Below are 20,207 nucleotides of genomic sequence, written 5' to 3' on the forward strand. Positions count from 1 at the left end.
GCAACTGACTTATTTATCGCCCATTATGAGTAATGATGAATAATACTATGCTGCTTTCAACGAGAAATTTCGTATATCGTGCCAGAGTTAAGGCTGTTTGTGATGCATCTGATGAATCGGATGGCATAAGCACCATGAGTATCGACTCCTCATTCAATCTTCAAATTGAAGCGATAAATTGTACCAACGCTGAATTTGCCAAACGCTTTTTTGCAATTCACGGAGAAGGGCACTTGGAGGGCGATGAATGGTTGGTGCTGTACGTCAACTCTCTTGACGTTAAGGCGGGAGACAATATAGAAATCCGTAGCGATGTCGCGTTTAATGCGATGATCGAGAATATGATAAGCGAAGCTGAGCGGTCTTTAGAAAAAGTCTACCTCGATGCAATACGCAACTTGGAGAAAGTGAATCGTTTTTGACGATGTAAGAGACCCTATAAATACGATCAAGGCATAAGGATCCAAAAAGGGATTGGCGCGAACCAATCCCTTTTGTATTCTGGTTTCTTCTAACTTACGCCATTGTTGCAAGTTGGCTTTGCGCTTCTGAAATGCCTTTTGCAGCCGCATCTTCACCCATGTTTAGCGCTTCTGCGTAAACAAATTCCACATCAGTGATTCCTACAAAACCCAGCACAGTGCGTAGGTATGGCGTAACGTTGTCAGTTGGTGAATCTTTATGAATACCACCACGAGTCGTTATTACAATCGCCTTTTTACCTTCAATCAAACCTTGAACGCCGTTTTCTGTGTATTTGAATGTCACGCCTGCACGAGCAATCAAATCAATCCAGTTTTTAAGCTGAGTTGGGATGGTAAAGTTGTACATTGGAGCGGCAATAACCAAAGTGTCTGCGGCCTTTACTTCTTCAATAAGGGTGTCAGACAAGTCGACCACCGCTTGCTGTTCTTGTGAAAGGTCTTCCGTAGCGCGCAGTGCAGTCGCAACGGCGAAGTCCAAAACAGGTAGCGGGTTTGCAGCCAAATCACGAACAGTAAGCTTGTCTTGGTCTACATTTTTGATGAAGTCTTCAACCAATTTGTTTGATTGAGAGTAATCGCCAAGGATGCTTGATTTTAGAGCTAGTACACGAGACATAATGGTTATTCCTTAAATAAGTGCTTTCGACTATGGGAGCCATTATAAGCAACGTAAGTGAGTTCAAAAGCCTAGCGATTCGCTGAACATGTTCGAAAAAATTGAATGAGCTTTCGGTTATCTTGTTACAGATCTTGTGTGATACAATCCGCGCAGTTTTTGTAATGAAAAGAATAGGAAACGCTTTGACTTCGTCACAGCCCCCAAAAAAGAATCTAGCTGAAGAGCAAGCGACACCGTCAAATGGTGCGCAAAAAGCGACAGCGAAACAAGCTCAAACACCTCAGGCTCAAGTGAATAGCGCGGCATCTCTGCGTAAAGCGCTGAATCAGTGCATGATGCGCGACCGTTTCCGCTTGAGTAAACGTATTTCTGGTGCAAGCAAAATTAAGAAGGACGCAGCGCGTAATGCTGTGTTCGACGAAATCGCATTAGACATCGCAAAATCCATGATGGTTGCAGAGCAGCGCAGCAACTACAAACCAACGATTGAATACCCAGAAATCCTGCCTGTAAGCCAAAAACGCGACGATATTGCGAAAGCGATCGAAGAAAACCAAGTGGTTATCGTCGCGGGTGAAACTGGTTCTGGTAAAACCACTCAGCTACCAAAAATCTGTGCTGAGCTTGGTCGCGGTAAATTTGGTCTGATTGGTCATACTCAGCCTCGTCGTCTTGCAGCGCGTTCGGTTGCTAACCGTATTGCCGAAGAGATGGAAACCAAGCTTGGTGAGTTTGTTGGTTACAAGGTTCGATTCAACGATCAGATCTCTGAAAATACCCAAATCAAATTGATGACGGATGGTATCTTGTTGGCTGAAATTCAGCATGACCGTTTCTTGAATCAATACGACACCATCATTATCGATGAAGCGCACGAGCGCAGCCTGAACATCGATTTCATCTTGGGTTACTTGAAAGAGTTGCTACCACGTCGTCCTGACTTGAAAGTGATCATCACGTCGGCAACCATCGACCCTGAGCGTTTTTCAAAACACTTCAACAATGCACCAATCATTGAAGTATCGGGTCGTACTTACCCAGTAGAAACACGTTACCGCCCACTAAGCGGTGATGACGACAATGATCGTGACCAGCTTGAAGGCATCTTCGAAGCGGTAGATGAACTGTGCGATGAAGGTTTAGGTGACATCCTGATTTTCATGAACGGTGAACGTGAAATCCGTGATACCGCAGATGCATTGTCCAAACGTAATCTGAAGAGCACGGAAATTGTGCCGCTTTACGCGCGTTTGTCGGCAGGTGAGCAGAATAAGATTTTCCAACCTCACACTGGTCGCCGAATTGTACTGGCAACCAACGTGGCAGAAACCTCGCTAACTGTTCCGGGCATTAAGTACGTTATCGACCCGGGTACGGCGCGTATCAGTCGATACAGTTACCGTACTAAGGTTCAGCGTCTTCCAATCGAGCCAGTTTCTCAGGCGAGTGCGAACCAGCGTAAAGGTCGTTGTGGTCGTGTGGAAGAGGGTATCTGTATTCGTCTGTACTCAGAGGAAGATTTTGAGTCACGCCCAGAGTTTACTGATCCTGAAATCCTACGTACCAATCTAGCGTCGGTTATCTTGCAAATGACGGCACTTGGTTTGGGTGATATTCAAGCGTTTCCGTTTGTGGAAGCACCGGATAAACGTAACATCCAAGACGGCGTGCGTTTGCTGGAAGAGCTTGGTGCGATTAACTCTGAGGTAAAAGATCCGAAAAAACGCCTGACTTCCATTGGTCGCCAATTAGCGCGTTTGCCAATCGATCCGCGCTTGGCGCGTATGGTATTGGAAGCGCCAAAATATGGTGCGCTTAAAGAAGTGATGATCATCGCAGCTGCCTTGTCGATTCAAGATCCACGCGAACGTCCTTCCGACAAACAACAATCTTCAGACGATAAACATCGTCGCTTCTTCCATGAAGAGTCGGACTTCCTGACATTTGTGAATTTGTGGGAATACATCCAAAAGCAGCAAAAAGCCTTGTCTAGCAATCAGTTCCGCAAACAGTGTAAGCAAGACTATTTGAACTACTTGCGCGTTCGCGAGTGGCAAGACGTGTACTTCCAAATTCATCAGTCGATGCGTGAGATGGAGTTCAAGCTTAACGATGAGCCCGCTTCTTACCATGGCGTACACAGTGCCATTTTGGTTGGTTTGCTGTCGCACATCGGCATGAAAGACCAAGAAAAGAATGAATATCAAGGCGCGCGTAATGCTCGTTTCCATATCTTCCCTGCATCAGGTCTATTCAAGAAACAGCCTAAGTGGATCATGTCTGCTGAGTTGGTGGAAACCTCAAAACTTTGGGGTCGTATCATCGCAAAGATTCAGCCAGAATGGATTGAGCCGTTAGCTAAACACCTTATTAAACGTAGTTACAGCGAACCACATTGGTCGAAGAAACGCGCTGCGGTGATGGCGCACGAAAAAGTGATGCTTTACGGCGTACCAATCGTACCGAAACGCTTGGTCAACTACGGCAGTATCGATTCGACCGTAAGTCGCGAAATCTTCATTCGTAGTGCATTGGTTGAGGGTCAATGGGAAACCAAACACGCGTTCTTTAAGCAAAACCGTAAGCTTCTGCAAGAAGTGGAAGAGCTTGAGCATAAATCTCGTCGTCGTGACATCTTGGTGGATGATGATGAGCTGTTTGATTTCTATGATCAACGCGTTGGCACCGAAGTGGTGTCTGGTAAGCATTTCGATACGTGGTGGAAAAAGGCATCTAAAGAAAATCCGGAACTGCTGAACTTTGAAAAAGAGATGCTGTTCAAGGGTGATGCTAGCCATGTGACCGATTTGGATTACCCGAACTTCTGGCATCAAAATGGTTTGAAGCTCAAATTGAGCTACCAATTTGAACCAGGCGATGATAGTGACGGTGTCACAGTGCATTTGCCGTTGCCGATTTTAAACCAAGTTGAACCAGCGGGCTTTGACTGGCAGATCCCAGGTTTACGCCATGAGCTTGTGGTTAGCTTGATTAAATCGTTGCCAAAGACAATTCGTAAGAACTTTGTGCCTGCGCCGAACTATGCCGATGCATTCTTAGCGCGCGTTACGCCAATGGAAGCGCCGCTGTTAGATTCATTGGAGAAAGAGTTGCGACGCATGACGGGCGTAGAAGTGCTGCGTGAAGACTGGAACTTGGAACAAGTACCTGAGCACTTGAAAGTCACGTTTCGTGCGGTTGATCACCGAAATCGTAAACTGAAGGAAAACAAAGACCTTCATGAACTGAAAGAAAGTTTGAAAGACAAAGTTCAAGAAACGCTTTCCAAAGTTGCGGATGACGATATCGAACAGCAAGGTCTGCATACGTGGAGTTTTGGCGAATTGCCGAAAGTGTATCAACAAAAACGTGGCGGCTACGATGTAAAAGCGTATCCGGCGCTTGTTGATACCAAAGACAGCGTTGAAATCAAACTCTACGAAACGGAGTACGAGCAGATAACGGCAATGCGTGCTGGTCAGCGTCGCTTAATTTTATTGAACGTACCATCGCCAATTAAATATTTGCACGCCAACTTACCGAACAAATCGAAGCTGGGTCTGTACTTTAATCCATACGGCAAAGTGCTTGATCTGATAGATGACTGCATTGCCTGTGGTGTCGATAAGCTTATTGAAGAGCAGGGTGGTTTAGTTTGGGAGCCAGAGAAGTTCGAAGCGTTGAAAGAACACGTTCGTGCTGAATTGGGTGACACCGTTGTAGAGATCGCTCAACAGGTTGAGACTATTCTGACCACGGCGTTTAGCATCAATAAGAAGCTAAAAGGCAAGATCGACTTCACAATGGCGTTTGCTCTGTCCGATATCAAAGCACAAATTGAAGGCTTGATCTTCAAAGGCTTTGCAACGGAATGTGGCTGGAAACGCTTGCCGGATATTCTTCGCTACATGCGCGCGATAGAGCGTCGTATGGAGAAGTTGCCAATCGATCCAAACAAAGATCGTTTACATATGCTGAAGATTGAATCTGTGACTCAAGACTATAAAGAGTTGCTGAACAAGATCCCGAAAGGTGTGGCCATTCCTGAAAATGTAAAAGAAGTGCGTTGGATGATTGAAGAACTTCGCGTGAGTTACTTTGCTCAACAATTAGGCACTCCTTATCCTGTTTCTGATAAACGAGTCAAAAACGCGATTGATGCTTGCTAATCAACCAGTAAAATAGTGTCAGATTTGTAATTATCGCTTAAGAAGTTGCTGGTACACTAATTGCTAGTAACTCAATAAGCATTATTTTTTAGTTCTGGGAGGCAATAGTTCGCCTCCCTTTATTTGTAGTACCAACGACTGAGTTATGCAGACGTGGGAATAATAAAGAGTAAAGGTAGATGATGAAAAAAACTCTATTAGCAGTGGCGCTACTTGGCGCATCTTCTGCGGCAATGGCGGATTCTTGGATTTACGGTGGTGCAACAGTAGGTCAGTCTGACTACAAAGGTGAGACGGACACATCATACTCTGTTCACGTTGGTACAGGCATTCTACCTATCATTGGTGTTGAAGCTGGTGTAACACAACACGGTGAGTTCAACGTAAATGGTCAAGACACTAAGCTAACTTCTTACTACGCAGCACTTAAGCCAAGTATCGACTTCGGTCCGCTACACGTGTACGCAAAAGGTGGTTTCCATCAGTGGGACAAAAAAGTGAAAGGCGGCAAAGACGATGACGATTTGGACCTAATGTACGGTGTGGGTGCTGAGTACTTCATTTTTGGCCCAATGTCTGTTGGTGCTAGCTACATGAACTACACTGCTGGTAAAGACGATATCAGCACGTTCTCTGTTAACGCAACACTACATTTCCTATAAGCGTCAAGCTTTCTAACACCATATGAAACACACCGGCTTTATGTCGGTGTTTTTTTGTCTGGAAGTCACAAAACAAAAGTTGAACATAAATTATTCACTTTTAGAGTCTTAAAATGCCTATGCTTTCCAATATATAGTGGCGATTAAATGCGCATGTTTGCGTAATGTTTCGCTTAGGAATCGATCAGGAAGGGATAGTATGAAAAAAACACTCTCGTTATTCGCTCTAACGTTGTGCTCAACGTCAGCAATGGCTGACTCTTGGATTTACGCTGGTGGCCAAATTGGTCAGTCCGATATCGACAGCGAAAATGATACAACTTATGGTATTCATGTCGGTACTGGTATTTTGCCATTCATTGGCATTGAGGCTGGCTACTTTAACCACGGCAAAGTGGATTTATCTTTGAGTGGCAGCAGGGGTAGTGCTGATTTTGATTCATTCTATTTAGCGGCGAAACCTAGTATCGACTTCGGCCCGTTACACGTTTACGCGAAAGGCGGCATCAATGCATTCAACGTTGATTATGACGGCGGATTGAGAAACTTAGACAAAGATGATGGCGTCTCTTACATGTATGGTATTGGTGCCGAATACTTCTTGCTTGACAATGTCTCTGTGGGCGCGAGTTATCAAGCGTTTGGCGTGGATATTGAAGGCGATAGCGATACCGTTAGCAGCGTAACAGGGAACATCACCTTCCATTTCTTATAACGCTCGCTGGATGAAAGGTTTGCTGATTTGGTTTCGTCGTTAATTGTGAAACCAAATCAGCGCAGGTCTTCTCTATTTGCGCGGTGACAGCCTATGAACTCAAGTACTCCTTATGCCCCTTCTAGTTTTCAAACTACGATAGAGTCAATCATTAGACCTCTTAATTTTTATATTAATATTATTTCTCTCGCATATGCTTCGAATTGAGCTTAAAGTGCAATAAATCACGACTTTTTGCAAAAATGTGTGATTACTGCTAGAATTCGTCCCGCTTTAAAACTTTAGAGTTCAAATTAATGGAGGGCGGTATTGGAGTTCTTCTCACCTGAGGGGCGTTTCAAATTCACGTTAAATTTGTATTTATGGATAATGCATTTAAAAAATATAGTATTGATACAACCGATTATCAGGTTGGACAGGATAACGTTCAAAAGTGGGGATTCGATATACATAACCCGGTTTTTGGCATTAGTGCGGGGCTCGTTGTTTTCTGTCTGATCTCACTTCTTCTTGTTGAGCCAACCACTGCTCGAGACGTATTAAACGGTCTAAAAAACGGAATTATCGAACAGTTTGATGCGTTCTTTATGTGGTCGACAAACTTCTTCTTATTGTTCGCCGTTGCTCTTCTTTTTTCTCCGCTAGGTAAAATCCGCTTAGGAGGCAAAGAAGCAACGCCGGATCACTCAACCGTTTCTTGGTTGTCGATGCTTTTCGCCGCGGGTATGGGTATTGGTCTTCTGTTCTGGAGTGTGGCTGAGCCGACCGCGTATTTCACTGATTGGTGGGGAATGCCACTTAACGCAGTACCATACACCGAAGAAGCAAAATCCCTCGCGATGGGTGCCACTATGTTCCACTGGGGTGTACATGGTTGGAGTATTTACGCACTCGTTGCGCTAGCATTAGCGTTTTTTGCCTTTAACAAAGGTTTACCACTTTCATTGCGCGCGGCGTTCTATCCAATTTTTGGTGACCGTGCATGGGGCTGGTTAGGTCACGTTATTGATATCCTTGCCGTTTTGTCGACGCTATTTGGTCTTGCAACGTCGCTAGGTCTGGGTGCTCAGCAGGCGACCAGTGGTATTAATCATGTCTTTGGTCTAGAAGGCGGCATTGGTACACAAATGATTGTGATCACCTTCGTTACCTTTATCGCGGTGTTATCAGTGATTCGTGGTATTGATGGTGGTGTTAAGCTACTGAGTAACGTCAATATGGTGGTTGCGTTTGCGCTGCTTATTTTCATTACCTTCATCACGTTTGATACGGCGTGGAGCTCGCTACGCGACACAACAATGGCTTACATTGAAAATATTATTCCATTGAGTAACCCTCACGGTCGTGAAGATGAAACTTGGATGCACGGCTGGACGGTATTCTACTGGGCTTGGTGGGTATCTTGGTCACCGTTTGTTGGTATGTTTATCGCGCGTGTGTCTAAAGGTCGTACGGTTCGAGAATTCTTATTCGCAGTCATCGTTATTCCTACAGTTGTTACTTTGATTTGGATGTCTGTGTTTGGTGGTATCGCGCTTGACCAAGTGGTGAATAAAGTTGGTGAGCTAGGTGCAAATGGTCTCACTGATATTTCATTGACTCTGTTCCATGTTTACGATGCGCTTCCGTATAGCTCAGTGATTTCAATGCTTTCTATCGTGCTGATTCTGGTATTCTTTATTACATCGTCAGACTCTGGCTCGCTGGTTATCGATAGTATTACCGCCGGTGGTAAGATTGATGCACCAGTACCGCAACGCATTTTCTGGGCGTGTATTGAAGGCGCAATTGCAGCCGTAATGCTTTGGGTTGGTGGTAAAGAAGCCTTGCAAGCATTGCAATCAGGCGTTGTTGCAACAGGATTACCGTTTACTTTTGTTCTGCTGTTGATGTGCGTAAGTTTGGTGAAAGGGTTAAGAACAGAACTGCCAGCTTACAAATAAATACAACACGATCCATGATTGAGTTTAAATGCCGAGCCTAATGTGCTCGGCATTTTTTATTTCTACTTTTCTTTTCCAATAATTTCGTTACAGTTTAGGCTTATTCCCACCTCATTAAACTGCATTATGTCACTGGCTAGACTCATTCTTATTCGTGGACTTCCGGGTTCAGGTAAAACAACCTTAGCAAAACAACTAGCGATAGAGCTTGGTGCTAAGCATTTTGAAGCTGACATGTATTTTGAAAATGATGAAGGTGATTATCACTTTGAACCAGTTCAATTACCTCAAGCGCATGAGTGGTGTTTTCAGCAAACTAGAAAGTGGTTGAACAAAGGGAGAGTCGTGATTGTGAGCAATACGTTTGTTCGACATTGGGAGATGAAGCGTTACATGGACTACTGCATGAAGAAGCGCATCGAGGTGGAAATTAAAGTGTGCCACGGAGCGTATCAAAGCATTCATGATGTGCCACCAGCGACGATAGAAAAGATGCGACGCCAGTGGCAAGAGTGACCGTTACCAGAACCGGAAGTTATTGACCTCGTCCGTCAATCATCACAACGAATGTTTTGCTCATGATTGAAAGGTCCATTGAAATCCAAGAGTAAAACGAACCTAAGCTTAGTGCGTAACTGTGGTCAAACCCAACTTTGCGTCTTACATCTTCAATGCATGCATCATAGCCTTGGTTAACCTGAGCTAAGCCTGTGATACCCGGTAACACGCCATATGTGCGCTCTACAAAATAGGGGATTTCATCTTCTAATTTCTGGTAGAAAGCTGGGCGTTCTGGGCGCGGCCCAATCATCGACATTTCACCTCTCAACACATTAAACAGTTGAGGTAGTTCATCTAAACGTGTTTTGCGTAAAAAGCGTCCTACTGGCGTGATGCGGGGATCATTTTCAGTTGCCCATACTGCGCCAGAGCGTTGCTCTGCATCAATATACATGGTGCGAAACTTCATGATTTGAAAAAGATCCATTTTTTCTGGTGTGCAGCGTCCTACTCGCAATTGGCGATAAATCACAGGGCCTTTCGATGTGGTTTTGATCGCTAGCGCGATAAATGGGAAAAGTGGTGCAGTGACGACCAAAATAAGCATTGCAACCAGTACATCAAACGTTCTTTTCGCGTGGCATACATTTGAATCGTAGCGTGAGTTTTTCATGATGCTTTCCTTATTGGTTGACGCGTTTCCAACGTCCATTTTCCATTCCGAGTAAATATTTCATACCGCCGATAAAGTTGGCGAGATGACCAATGACGATGTAACTAATCAGCTTAAAAGGTTTAATTGTGTTAAGTGCTGGCATCAAGTAAGTGATAAGCGCGATGCTATAAATACCAACTTGTGCGAACAGCATTACTTGAAACAGCGGATTGTGTGCCAGTAGTAGTGAGCAAATAAAGCAAACAATCATCAAATAGGGTGTTGCTAAGCGCAGTACCTTTCCCGATAGAAATGCAAAGGCAGTGCCACGATAGCGAGGTAGCAGTAATTTCTTTAATTGCATGAGCTGCTGCATGTTACCTGCTGAAATTCTTAGGCGTCGTTTGAAATCTGCGTCATCTGAGCTTTGTTCGAGCTCAAGCGCCAGCATGTTTGGCTCGTAAATAGCGCTATAGCCTCGCAAAACGATTTTCATAGGGAGAATAAAGTCGTCATTAATGGTGCTAACTTCCAGTGGTTCAAATAAGTGAGTTCTGAAAGTGTAAAACGCACCGTGGGAACCAATCGTTGAACCTAACAAGGATTCTTGGTGCTTTACTCGAGACTGGTATTGCCAATACGCCGCTTCACCTTGGTTATCAGTGCTCATTATTTGATATGTTGCGTTAACCACTCCAACGTTCTCATTTTGATAATGCTGACTAGCTAGCAACAGAGAATCGCAAGAAATCAATGCCGACGTGTCACTCAGTGCGGTAATGTCCGAGCTAACATGACGCATTTCTTCGTTGAGTAGGGCAACTTTACCGCGATTGACTTGGTGATCATTAATAATGAACAGAGTATCAGAGCAGATTGCTTCTTGAATTGTCGCTTGAGCAATCTCGGCTGTGTTATCTGTGCAGCCATCACATGCGATCACTACCCTTAATTTATCCCTCGGGTAATCTAGGCTCGCAAGGTTACGGATCTTCTCTGCTATCCATTGTTCTTCATTGTAGGCGGGCACGATGACAGTAATAGAGGGTAGCTGGTTATCTGCTTTGGAGGCTTTGTAAGCTCGCTCTACAAATGGTGCTTTGGTTTCGTCTTGCTGTTTTAAAGGAAGCCATTTAAGGAGCAGTGGGTACCCAACGTGATGATAGACAATCAAAAATGCGGATAAACCAAACCCTATAATCCAAAGTAAATCATTCATAGCTAGCCTCCTTGGCCAAACGTGAGTAGCGACTCACCATGTCTCTGATATCAAAGTGTTTGAGAATAAAAGTTCGAGGAGAGCGGTGTGATGATTCCAGTTGTTGTGATAACGCTTCGGCCAACGAAAACACGCGATTTGCTTCAACCAGAGTGCTGTTGTTCGGACAGAGCGTCTCTTTCACGCCGCCAACATCCGTCGCGACGCAAGGAATGTCACATGCTTGAGCCTCGAGGGTTGAGAGAGGAAAGCCCTCTTGAAGTGATGGTAAGCAAAACAAGTCTAGGCTTTGGTAAAAGCTGGGCATATCGTCCACCAAACCTAAAAAGGTTACTCGATCTTCAAGTTTTAACGTTCTAACTTGTGCTTCCAATTGAGTTCGCTGAGAACCATCACCGGCTATTGCTAGGTGTGTGTTTGGCGTAAGATGAGAGAAGGCTTCGATAAGCACTTTATGGCCTTTAACTGCTTCTAGACGCCCGGCAACGCCAATCACGATTTTGTCGGTTGGAAGTTCAAACAAGTGTCTTGTTGCCGTTTGGTCACCGCTTTTAAACTTCTGGCAATCGATTCCATTGTGAATGGTGCAGACTTTGCGGTAATTCAGTTTTGTCTGGATTTGTTCGGCGACAAAGTTCGCATCGGCAACCACATGTGGACGAATCATTTTTAGCAGTAGGGACTGCAGTCGAGCTGATTTTTTGTTATTAAGGTGCCATGCGTCGTGTTCGGTATGAATAACTACAGGTACGTGCGCTAAACGTGCCGCAATCCCACCATATAAGAGTGGTCCGATATGGTGAGTGTGGACCACATCAGGCTTAAGTCCTTTGAGCATGGAAGTCAGCGTACTGATGGTTTTTCCGCTGAATCCAGGTTTCTTATTAAGAAAGTGCAGTTGGCCTTGGTAGGACAATAGTTTTTGCCAGCCTTGTAGTGCATGTTCTTTGCTTCCTTCTAAGCTCACGACAAAAACGGAATGGTTGGGCTGCGCAAAACGAAGCATTTCTAGTACGAGCGTTTCTAAACCACCAGGAGCTAAGTGTTGCACGACGTGTAATATCACTTTTTTGCTGTGCTTAGTGTTATTGTGTTTTTGTCTGAATTCCATTTTCAAACCCTCGTTTAGTTCTTTGTTTATTTAGGAATTGCAGACTGCGTGCCAAAAAATTAATCATTTAAAAACAATAAGTTAATATTGATGTTTGTGAGGCTTTATGTTTATTCTCAATTTGAGATTCATATTAGTGGACATGCTATGAGACTGTATAAGGCAGTAGTAAAAGAAAAGCACTCGCCGACCGAGTGCTTGTAAATGAGTTCTTATGGCGGTTAGTTTCCGTACACTACGTTAGGTAAAGTGGTGATGACAGGAACACCAAGGTGTTTTTCTAATGCTCTTTTAGAGCGGATAGAGTTATCGGCTAACTCTAGTATCGTCGCTAATCCAATGCCTAAACCAGCGCCACCAATAAATCCTAAAATGACAAATACAAAACTAGGTAAGTTAGTTGGAATCGTTGGCGTGAACGGCTCATCAATGATTTTTACGCGCTTATTCTCTTCAAACTCTCCCAAAGAACCCGTTAGTTGGGCCATCTCATAGCGCTCGACGAGTTCATCATACATTTCTCTCTTCACTGCGACGTCACGAGCTAAGCGGTTGATTTCTGTTGCTGTGCTCCCAAATTGGTGCGCATTTCGCTCTAATTCTTGGATCATGTCTCGCAAGCTGTTGGTTTCTTCCGTAAGTGCTTCAAAACGTCCGCGCATCATTTGTAATTGATGTAGTTGGGAGACAAGTAGAGGCTGTGCTTCGCCAAGACTGTTTACTGTGGTATTGCTCGCGATATCCCATAGTTGAGCACTGTTTAGTTCTTGTTGTTTAGAGTTCAAGAGTACCGAGCGTTCCTGCTCCAACCGGTTTAATTCTCGCAACTTACCTTGCACTAAACTATGCGCCTCTGTGTATTTAGCGCGAAGCAGGGTAAGTTCACTACGAATGTCGATGATTTGCTCTTCCAGTTTACCGATAACCGGGTTCGTTTTGGATAGTTGTTGATCCAAACTGCCTAGACTTCGTGAAACACCAGCAAGCTCCGCCTCCTTTTCGGCTAGCGTTTGTTTGAGGCTAGCAAGGCGAGTAAGGCTTTGAGCTTGCATTTCGGGTGTCGCGTCTGAGTAAGTATTTTTATACTCTGCAAAAGCTTGTTCAGCCTTGTCTAGTTCTTCCCTGCGTTTGTTGATATGGATAGTCAAAAAATGACTCGAATCTTTAATCGAAGAACGCTCAGGAGCCAAAAGCTGTTCGACAAAATGCTCTCTGACAGACAGCAGCATCGACTCCATTCCTTCTGATTTACCACTTTGCAATTGAATTTGAATGAAGTCTTTACCGAGTGGCTGAACAGACAGGCGCGACGCAAGATCTTTTATGATGAACTCTTGCTCTTTTGCACTCATCTCGTCATTGATCAGCGATTGTTCTTTTGCGACAGAATACAAAACGTGTCGGCTTTTTAGCAGAGTACTGAGTGCGCTCAATCGGTCTTTAAGCATTGTTGAGACGGCAAGGTCTTGAAGGAACGGGTTCATTTTCGCTGTCTCTTGAATAAGCATGCTGGTATGAGCAACATAAGTCGTCGGAACCAGTTTACTTACGATGAAACCCAGCACAGGCAATACAAGCATAGGAATAACGATCATGTAGCGACGTCTCCAAGCTCCATGTAACAGTACGCTGAGGTTTTCTCTTAAATCGTTCATAGCGCCCTCACTAATTTATCAACTTGGTTGGCTCTTGCTTCCCAGCTTTGCTGTTGAACATATTGCTTTGAGTTTGCCGGGGGTGGGATCAGGTGATCGAGACTGGCACGCACGTCTTCGACATCTTGAACCACATGAAGCATATGTTTGTAGGGCATTAATGCAGGAAATGGTGTGCTGATAACAGGGGTTCCTGTTGCCAAATACTCAAGAAGTTTAAGCGGATTACATGCCTTGATTTGAGCGTTATCAACAAAGGGCAACCAACTGGCATCCCAGTGTTGGGAGTAACGTGGCAGAGTGTGATGCGCTCTCGGGCCCAGGTAGTATACGTTGCATCTTTGTGGAAGTGGATTATCACTGAACTCGTTAGGGCCGATGAACACGAGATCCCAGTCAGGCGCTTGGTCTGCGACTTGGGCAATTAAGTCGTAATCTAACCATTCAGACAAACTACCATAAAAGCCCAGCACTTTGCGGCCGTTATCAGGCAAGTCTTTGGCCTTCGGTGCTGGCTCAGAAAACAGACTAACGTTGACACCATGAGGCAAAGTGACGGTTTTATGTGATGGAAACTTGGTGGAGAGTGTTTCGCTTGCCGTAAAGATAACGTTGGCCGCATTAACAAGAGTACGTTCGTGCTTTGTTACCGTGTAGTGGTCAACACCAGCTAAAGCGCTAAAGTCATCGCCACAATAGTAAATCAGTCCACGTGGGTTCATTTCTGCACAAACATCGGCAGCAGTCGGGAGCGACGTCCAAAATACAGGCTTATCAAAACCAAGAGCTTGTAATTGTTTGTTGAGTTGGTGTTTCATCATCTTAGCGGCCACTTTTCTTGCTAATGCAGAATTAGGGGCAGGAATGGTGAGCAAGTTGATGATGTGAATGTTTGGGTTTGTTTCAGAGTCCAATGTTGGCTTGTGTGAGCCTACGTTATGAAATACACGAGTGAGTTTGTTTAACGCACGCTGTATGTCTTTAGAATCCAGCTTAGGTTGACGAAGGCCAATGGAGTTCACCCAAAGGATTCGATGGTTCGCTGCTAGTCGCTTGACAATATGCTGAGTGGAAGAGGGTAACCCACCAAAATCTTCTCCAAATACTACGATGTCCGTCATGTGGCTCTCCTTGAGTCTTGGTTATTTGATTACTAATTAAGTGAGTAATCACAATGCGTGCCAAGGAATTAGCCATCTTAAAACAGTGAGTTATGGGTTTTGTTTATGTTTGAAACTAGGATTTCTCATTTTGACAGTCACTTTGAACAATTCGGCTAACGACAACTGTTAACGCCGCTAGAATGTAAATTGGCCAAGTGAAACCTTGAGTCAGAAAAGTGCCTGATACGATGGTACCGATAAGCCCACTTAACACGGCGTTTGCTCCTACAGAGAGGGTGTAATCTGATTTTGGTGTCAACAATGAGATGGAATGCAAAGAGGTGCGGATCAATGACACAATTAAAGTAATGAACACCGCGAGCCCGACAAAACCCGTTTCTGCTAACACGCCAAACCAAGTGCTATGGACGGCGTGGTTGATACCATCCCAGTGTGGGCTGTAGAAATAGTAATTAAAATAGAAGTTATCTAGACCTACGCCAGTCAACGGATGATGCAGCGCCATTTTAAATGCCGCTTCCCACGCATAAAGTCGCCCCATCGCAGAGGCATCTATACCATCCTCAGCGGCTCCCCCCGATTCTCGTCCTGAAATACCAGCGAATGCGTAGAGTACGATCGCTGCGATAGCGCCTAATACCAAGACTAATGTTTTGCTTTTGATGTGTTTAAAAGCAAAGTAGGCAAATACAGACAGTGAACCTAGTAACCCCCCGCGGCTCTGCGTCTCAATGATCGCAAAGAACAAAACCAAACAGGTGATAAGGGCAAAGAGTCTGAGATGCTTGGGGGAATGCTTCTCCATCAATTGACTAACAGTAAAGGCAAGGGGAAACATCAGCACTAGTGCCAAATCGTTAGGATCGCCAAGTACTGAACCTATGGATCGTCCTATTGACACGCGCGTTCCTTCGACTAAATCAATGCCATTCGCAGCGTTTTGTAATGCCACTAAGCCAATCAATAATCCGGCGAAAATAATTGCTTTTGACATCTGAGCGAGCTGTGAAGGTTTAGTAATAAGCCAGGTGATGGCCAACGTCATAATGATGATTTTCCAATAGGTATTTTTGAACACCGTTATTGCGATATCACGACTGGAAGCGAATATTATTCCGATGATCACCAGACCCCAAAATATACACAGCCACTTTAATGAAGGGTGCCAAAAAGCTGTAATCTGGCGGCTTATAAGAAGGTGAAAGGCGAGTGCGGCGAGTGCCCCCAGTGATAACAGTAATGGGATCTTGAAGTTATAGATAACAGGAAAGGCTTCGTGAATACGAAAGAATGAAAAAATAACGAACAGTGTGACAAGCCAAAACGTTTGATTGAGAACAAACAGTAACGCGAGTGGTGCGAAACACAACGCAACAATCAAAATGGGATGAGGCATAACAATCCAAAGCAGGCCGATACAGACTGTAATCGTCAGTGCTGCGATGGACTGTTTTGTTCTCACCTTGGTTTCATTCATAACGAGTATCTCTTCACCTGTCCACGCCTTTTCACTATGTATCGAGTGAGAGCATTTAGCGTCTCTTTACTCATGTAGCGAGTGGCTATCCCTGCCAGCAAACTGCATGTCAAAATGCAAATTGCGATGGCGATGCCTATTGATTGTGAAGAGTGAAGCAGGAACAGTGCCACACCGGATATAATCTGTAATAAAACCATCAGACTTAGGTGGAAAGGCAACGCCATACATTGTTGGCCTACTACATAAGTCAGGCCCAGCTTACACAGTTGTGCGTAATAAAGCGCAATGAACCCCCCATAAATACCCAGAGAAGATAAGCCAAACAGCAAAGCAATCGCAACGCACGCAGAGACGACATTTATACCCAGTAGCCAGCGAGTACGACGCTTGTACAAAATGGAAATATTAATGAGTTCGCTCCATTCTTTTAACATGGCGATAGGCAGCAAGAATAAGCTGAATAGTACCGCCTCATGATAGGTTTCTGGCAGTAAGTAGGTGATCATCACCATTGCTAATGTGCCGACCACTACACTCAAACCTGTAATGTAAATCATACCTAAGTGTGTGATGCGCACTGCTTCAGTGTTCTTGCGCCCTTCTAAGTAATTAAATCGACGTGGCATCCACCACATGCCAAATGGCTGCACTAAAATACACATGCCCACTGCAAATTTTACCGCTATCGCGTAAATCCCTAACGTCGCAAGAGAAGTGTTGGCACCAATGAACCAGCGCTCAGCGCCATTGAGGCAGAACGCAACCAATCCAGCCATCATCATTGGTAGGCAGTAGTTTAGGTATTGTTTTGCCAATGTCAGCTTAGGAAGGGTGACATTGTAACGGTTAACGATGTGCAGCCAAACAAATTGAGTAATAGCAGCCAACAAGCCCCCCCACAAAACAGAAATAACATGGGGATGAACAGACAGCGCCGCGACGATAAAAATGACCTGAAAAATGGTGGTAGTGACCATGACGTTAAGCAGTGTTCTTGCTTTGTCGTCTTGTGTTCTTAACCAGGCAGTGCCGATTGCAATACTGCCCTCTAGAACGATGGCAAACATAACAATAGCAAATTCGACTCGCGTAAAAGGCGCGGGAATGGGGGCGATTAAAATGATAGTGAGCAAGCTAAGAGCGACGACGCCAGCGATGAGTAAAGCAAGTGAGTACAGCTGGTTTAGTAGGCTTGTGCGCGTATTTTGATCCTTTTCAACGCCGACGAATCGATAAAGCGCTTCATGCAAAGCGAAACTGACAAACAAGGTCGTAACAACACCAAAGGTTGTTAGAAGCTCAAGCTTGCCCATTTGCTCTGGTGAGAGAAAGTGGGGCAATACAGGCAGCATGATTAGGCTGATGCTTTTATTGATCACTAAGGCGATAGCAAATAGCGTCATGTTGGTCATTGCTTTAGACATGATCATATCCTTTGATGTCTCGCGGTGTCTTGAGTGTGCAATCATTGTTGGTAGCAATTTCGGCAGCAAGGTGCTGGGCGATTGGCAAATAACAACGTTCGGCTGTGTATAGTTGAGAAACATTGAGTGCTTCGATACCCATCGTTACTTTCATCCACGGCGATTCATTCAAAAGGCGAATTGCGTTGTGTAGCGAAGCCACATTGTTAGGCGTGTATTTAATACAATTTCGGCCGTGAGTTAACACGCGGTCCCAATAACTATCATCATGTGGAATGACGACACACATACCTGCAGCGAGAGCCTCCAAAATAGATAACCCAAAAGGTTCGTTGATACTGGTGGAAACAAACACACCACACTGTGAACGCAATTCATCTAAGTTGTTTGGGCACTCATGCCATTCAACACCTTGTGTGTTGAAGTCCGGTGTTGAATATTCCACACCTGCCACGTTAGGTTTGATGTAACACACGGTGGATTTGATCTTTTTCGACTCATCAAGTGTTAAAGCATCAAGCAAAAGATCGATGTTCTTCCATTTTAGTAAGCTAGCTGCCCAGAAAACGCGGCTTGAAATCGGATTCGCTTGTTTTGGCCAGCGATCTTTCGATAATCCATTAACAAACGTAGATGTATTCAAACCACACCAATAGCGTTCGGTGGCTGGCTTCTCTGTTTTGAGGTAGGCCTGTAATGCTTCTACCATTGATTCGCGGGTGTTTGCCAAGTAGTAAATTGCCGATGCTTTTACTAAGCAGTAGCCAGCAGATCTCGATCGTCCAATAGGGCCATGAACCATCTGTACCACAGGCTTTTTGCTAATTAATCGTAGTAAGTACAAAGGCATATCATTACTTGGGCAAGATAGGCCCAAAAAGCTATCTATCTTTGGAAGCTTCATGCACGCGTAGAGAAGTTGGAGAAAGTAGTAAGCGTTCATCAACCAGTAGGTCAGGCCATGAGTCGAGTTAAATGGTGACGGTTTTATTTTTATAACTTGCACATGCGGTGTACCACTAAGCAGTGACGCCCAATGCTCTGGATTTGTAGTGAGTAGATAACCAATCACGTTCAGCTTATCGCACTGCTTAAGGAGCTCTGCATTCGCGATTTTGGATCCACCTTGCATTGGGATGGCGTCGAACATCAATACACGTTTCATGACCGGGCTCCTCAATTGATGCTCAACCAGCGTGAAAGAGGCTTCATGCAGTGAGTCATTGGCATTGGTGTAATGGCGTTGTTATTAAGTTCACCTTCGTAAATACGTTCAATAGCGTTGATAGATGCAGTCGTCGTTAAGTGCTGGCTAGCATGTAGGTAAGCGTTTTCCGCCAGCTTGTTTCTTAATGCCGCGTCTTGCATGACTTGTTGAATCGCGTTTAACAGGCTCGCCATTCCACTGTTCTGGTACAGCAATGCAGAGTGATTATGCTCGAACAACTCAGGAATGCCTCCCGTTTTAGGAGCCACGATAGGCAGTTGAGCTAAAGCCGCTTCCCCGAGCACGAGACCAAAGGCCTCTTCATAGGCGCCGCTAATAAAAGCGTCTGCATTACCACACATCCACGCTCCAGCATTGTGTTGCTCTCCGACAAAGTGCACTCGTTCTTGGATACCAAGATCTGCGGCAAGCTGTTGCAATGCTTCTCTTTCTTCGCCGTCACCAACAATAACAAGGTGAGGGTTGTGGTGGTGGTAGTTGTGCATGCGCATTGCCCGAATAAGGCGGTCAAACCCTTTGCGCTTAATCAGCGAACCCACCGACAGAAAGGTAAAGGCCTGTGATGGGATTCCGAGGCGATCTTTAATTTCGATGGGTGTATCCACGCCTTGAAGTGACACGCCGTTGTGTACGACATGAAGTTGGTTTTGCGGGTAGCCGTCCTGAAGAATTTCGCGTCCAACATCTTTGCTAACGCAAATCAATTTTGGAGAGAGGTGAAGTCCGAGAGAGAAGCGATCGCGCAATGTATAATGGCAATGAAGTTGCGTGACAAGTGGTATATGATTCATGCGAGCAGCCAAACACATCCATTGACAAGGGCCGCCGCTATTGACGTGTACCAAGTCGATGCTGTGCTTTTCGATCAAAGCTGAGCCTTGTTTGATAAGGCTATTCCACCCGCTAATATCCCAGCGTGGAGCGCTCCAACCACCAACCAAATTGAAGGATGAATGTTCCGCTTCAATTCCGAGCGATTGGCACTTATCGATTAGTGGTTGGCAGTTTGACCATACGAATGGCTCAAACTTATTGCGGTCGATTCCAGAAATGAGATCCAGAAGCACTACTTCACTGCCGCGAATCCAATTATCACCATAATGAACATATAGAATGCGTTTTGGCGTAGTCATAAGTCACCTCTGTCTCATCATTAATCTGCGTTAACTGCTGAGCTGCAATAGAGATGCCAAAATATGCCATTAGTTTATGTGATT

The 20,207-nt window shown here is 44.8% G+C and carries 16 protein-coding genes; 6 read left to right on the forward strand and 10 right to left on the reverse strand.

Translation table 11 applies throughout. The features are described 5' to 3' along the window. The first annotated feature begins 47 nt into the window (after positions 1–47). Entirely contained in the window at positions 48–422 is a 375-nt protein-coding gene (locus tag R8N28_RS09685; RefSeq protein WP_031781337.1) for a hypothetical protein, read from the forward strand. A 94-nt stretch (positions 423–516) separates the two neighbouring features. Here R8N28_RS09685 and R8N28_RS09690 read toward each other — a convergent pair whose 3' ends face one another. Continuing rightward, positions 517–1,101, reverse strand: a complete 585-nt coding sequence (locus R8N28_RS09690; RefSeq protein WP_025766683.1) for an FMN-dependent NADH-azoreductase — start codon at positions 1,099–1,101, stop codon at positions 517–519. A gap of 185 nt (positions 1,102–1,286) precedes the next feature. Between R8N28_RS09690 and hrpA the strand changes: the two genes are divergently transcribed. The 5 genes from hrpA to R8N28_RS09715 all read left to right on the forward strand — a co-directional run bounded on the left by hrpA (position 1,287) and on the right by R8N28_RS09715 (position 9,109). Next, positions 1,287–5,273 (forward strand): ATP-dependent RNA helicase HrpA, encoded by a 3,987-nt coding sequence (hrpA, locus tag R8N28_RS09695; protein WP_169628671.1) that lies wholly within the window; start codon positions 1,287–1,289, stop codon positions 5,271–5,273. A gap of 182 nt (positions 5,274–5,455) precedes the next feature. Next, on the forward strand, positions 5,456–5,935 hold the full coding sequence (locus R8N28_RS09700) for an outer membrane beta-barrel protein (protein WP_021033871.1): 480 nt from the start codon (positions 5,456–5,458) through the stop codon (positions 5,933–5,935). Between the two features lie 199 nt (positions 5,936–6,134). Next, positions 6,135–6,650, forward strand: coding sequence for an outer membrane beta-barrel protein (locus R8N28_RS09705; protein WP_065274512.1), 516 nt, complete (start codon positions 6,135–6,137; stop codon positions 6,648–6,650). A 362-nt stretch (positions 6,651–7,012) separates the two neighbouring features. Further along, positions 7,013–8,593 (forward strand): BCCT family transporter, encoded by a 1,581-nt coding sequence (locus tag R8N28_RS09710; protein ID WP_005377659.1) that lies wholly within the window; start codon positions 7,013–7,015, stop codon positions 8,591–8,593. A 126-nt stretch (positions 8,594–8,719) separates the two neighbouring features. Continuing rightward, positions 8,720–9,109 (forward strand): AAA family ATPase, encoded by a 390-nt coding sequence (locus R8N28_RS09715; protein ID WP_065274513.1) that lies wholly within the window; start codon positions 8,720–8,722, stop codon positions 9,107–9,109. Between the two features lie 19 nt (positions 9,110–9,128). Here the strand turns inward: R8N28_RS09715 and R8N28_RS09720 are convergent, their stop codons facing one another. From R8N28_RS09720 to R8N28_RS09760, 9 genes are all read right to left on the reverse strand, one after another. Next, positions 9,129–9,767 (reverse strand): sugar transferase, encoded by a 639-nt coding sequence (locus R8N28_RS09720; protein ID WP_005377654.1) that lies wholly within the window; start codon positions 9,765–9,767, stop codon positions 9,129–9,131. 10 nt (positions 9,768–9,777) lie between these two features. Next, positions 9,778–10,968 (reverse strand): glycosyltransferase family 2 protein, encoded by a 1,191-nt coding sequence (locus tag R8N28_RS09725; RefSeq protein ID WP_065274514.1) that lies wholly within the window; start codon positions 10,966–10,968, stop codon positions 9,778–9,780. Continuing rightward, positions 10,961–12,079 (reverse strand): glycosyltransferase, encoded by a 1,119-nt coding sequence (locus R8N28_RS09730; protein ID WP_065274515.1) that lies wholly within the window; start codon positions 12,077–12,079, stop codon positions 10,961–10,963. The genes R8N28_RS09725 and R8N28_RS09730 overlap by 8 nt, the downstream gene beginning before the upstream one ends. A 221-nt stretch (positions 12,080–12,300) precedes the next feature. Next, entirely contained in the window at positions 12,301–13,734 is a 1,434-nt protein-coding gene (locus tag R8N28_RS09735; protein ID WP_065274516.1) for a GumC family protein, read from the reverse strand. Then, entirely contained in the window at positions 13,731–14,855 is a 1,125-nt protein-coding gene (locus R8N28_RS09740; protein ID WP_065274517.1) for a glycosyltransferase, read from the reverse strand. Before R8N28_RS09740 ends, R8N28_RS09735 begins: the two co-directional genes overlap by 4 nt. Before the next feature lie 115 nt (positions 14,856–14,970). Next, positions 14,971–16,335: an O-antigen ligase family protein gene (locus tag R8N28_RS09745; protein ID WP_005377645.1), complete on the reverse strand. Its 1,365-nt coding sequence runs from the start codon at positions 16,333–16,335 to the stop codon at positions 14,971–14,973. After that, positions 16,332–17,762 (reverse strand): lipopolysaccharide biosynthesis protein, encoded by a 1,431-nt coding sequence (locus R8N28_RS09750; protein WP_065274518.1) that lies wholly within the window; start codon positions 17,760–17,762, stop codon positions 16,332–16,334. The genes R8N28_RS09745 and R8N28_RS09750 overlap by 4 nt, the downstream gene beginning before the upstream one ends. Continuing rightward, complete coding sequence (locus R8N28_RS09755; protein ID WP_042522932.1) at positions 17,755–18,927, reverse strand: glycosyltransferase; 1,173 nt, start codon at positions 18,925–18,927, stop codon at positions 17,755–17,757. The genes R8N28_RS09750 and R8N28_RS09755 overlap by 8 nt, the downstream gene beginning before the upstream one ends. Before the next feature lie 11 nt (positions 18,928–18,938). After that, a complete protein-coding gene (locus tag R8N28_RS09760) occupies positions 18,939–20,123 on the reverse strand; it encodes a glycosyltransferase (protein WP_065274519.1) in 1,185 nt (394 codons plus the stop codon). Positions 20,124–20,207: the final 84 nt, after the last annotated feature.

It is taken from the genome of Vibrio sp. Vb1554 (assembly GCF_033344235.1).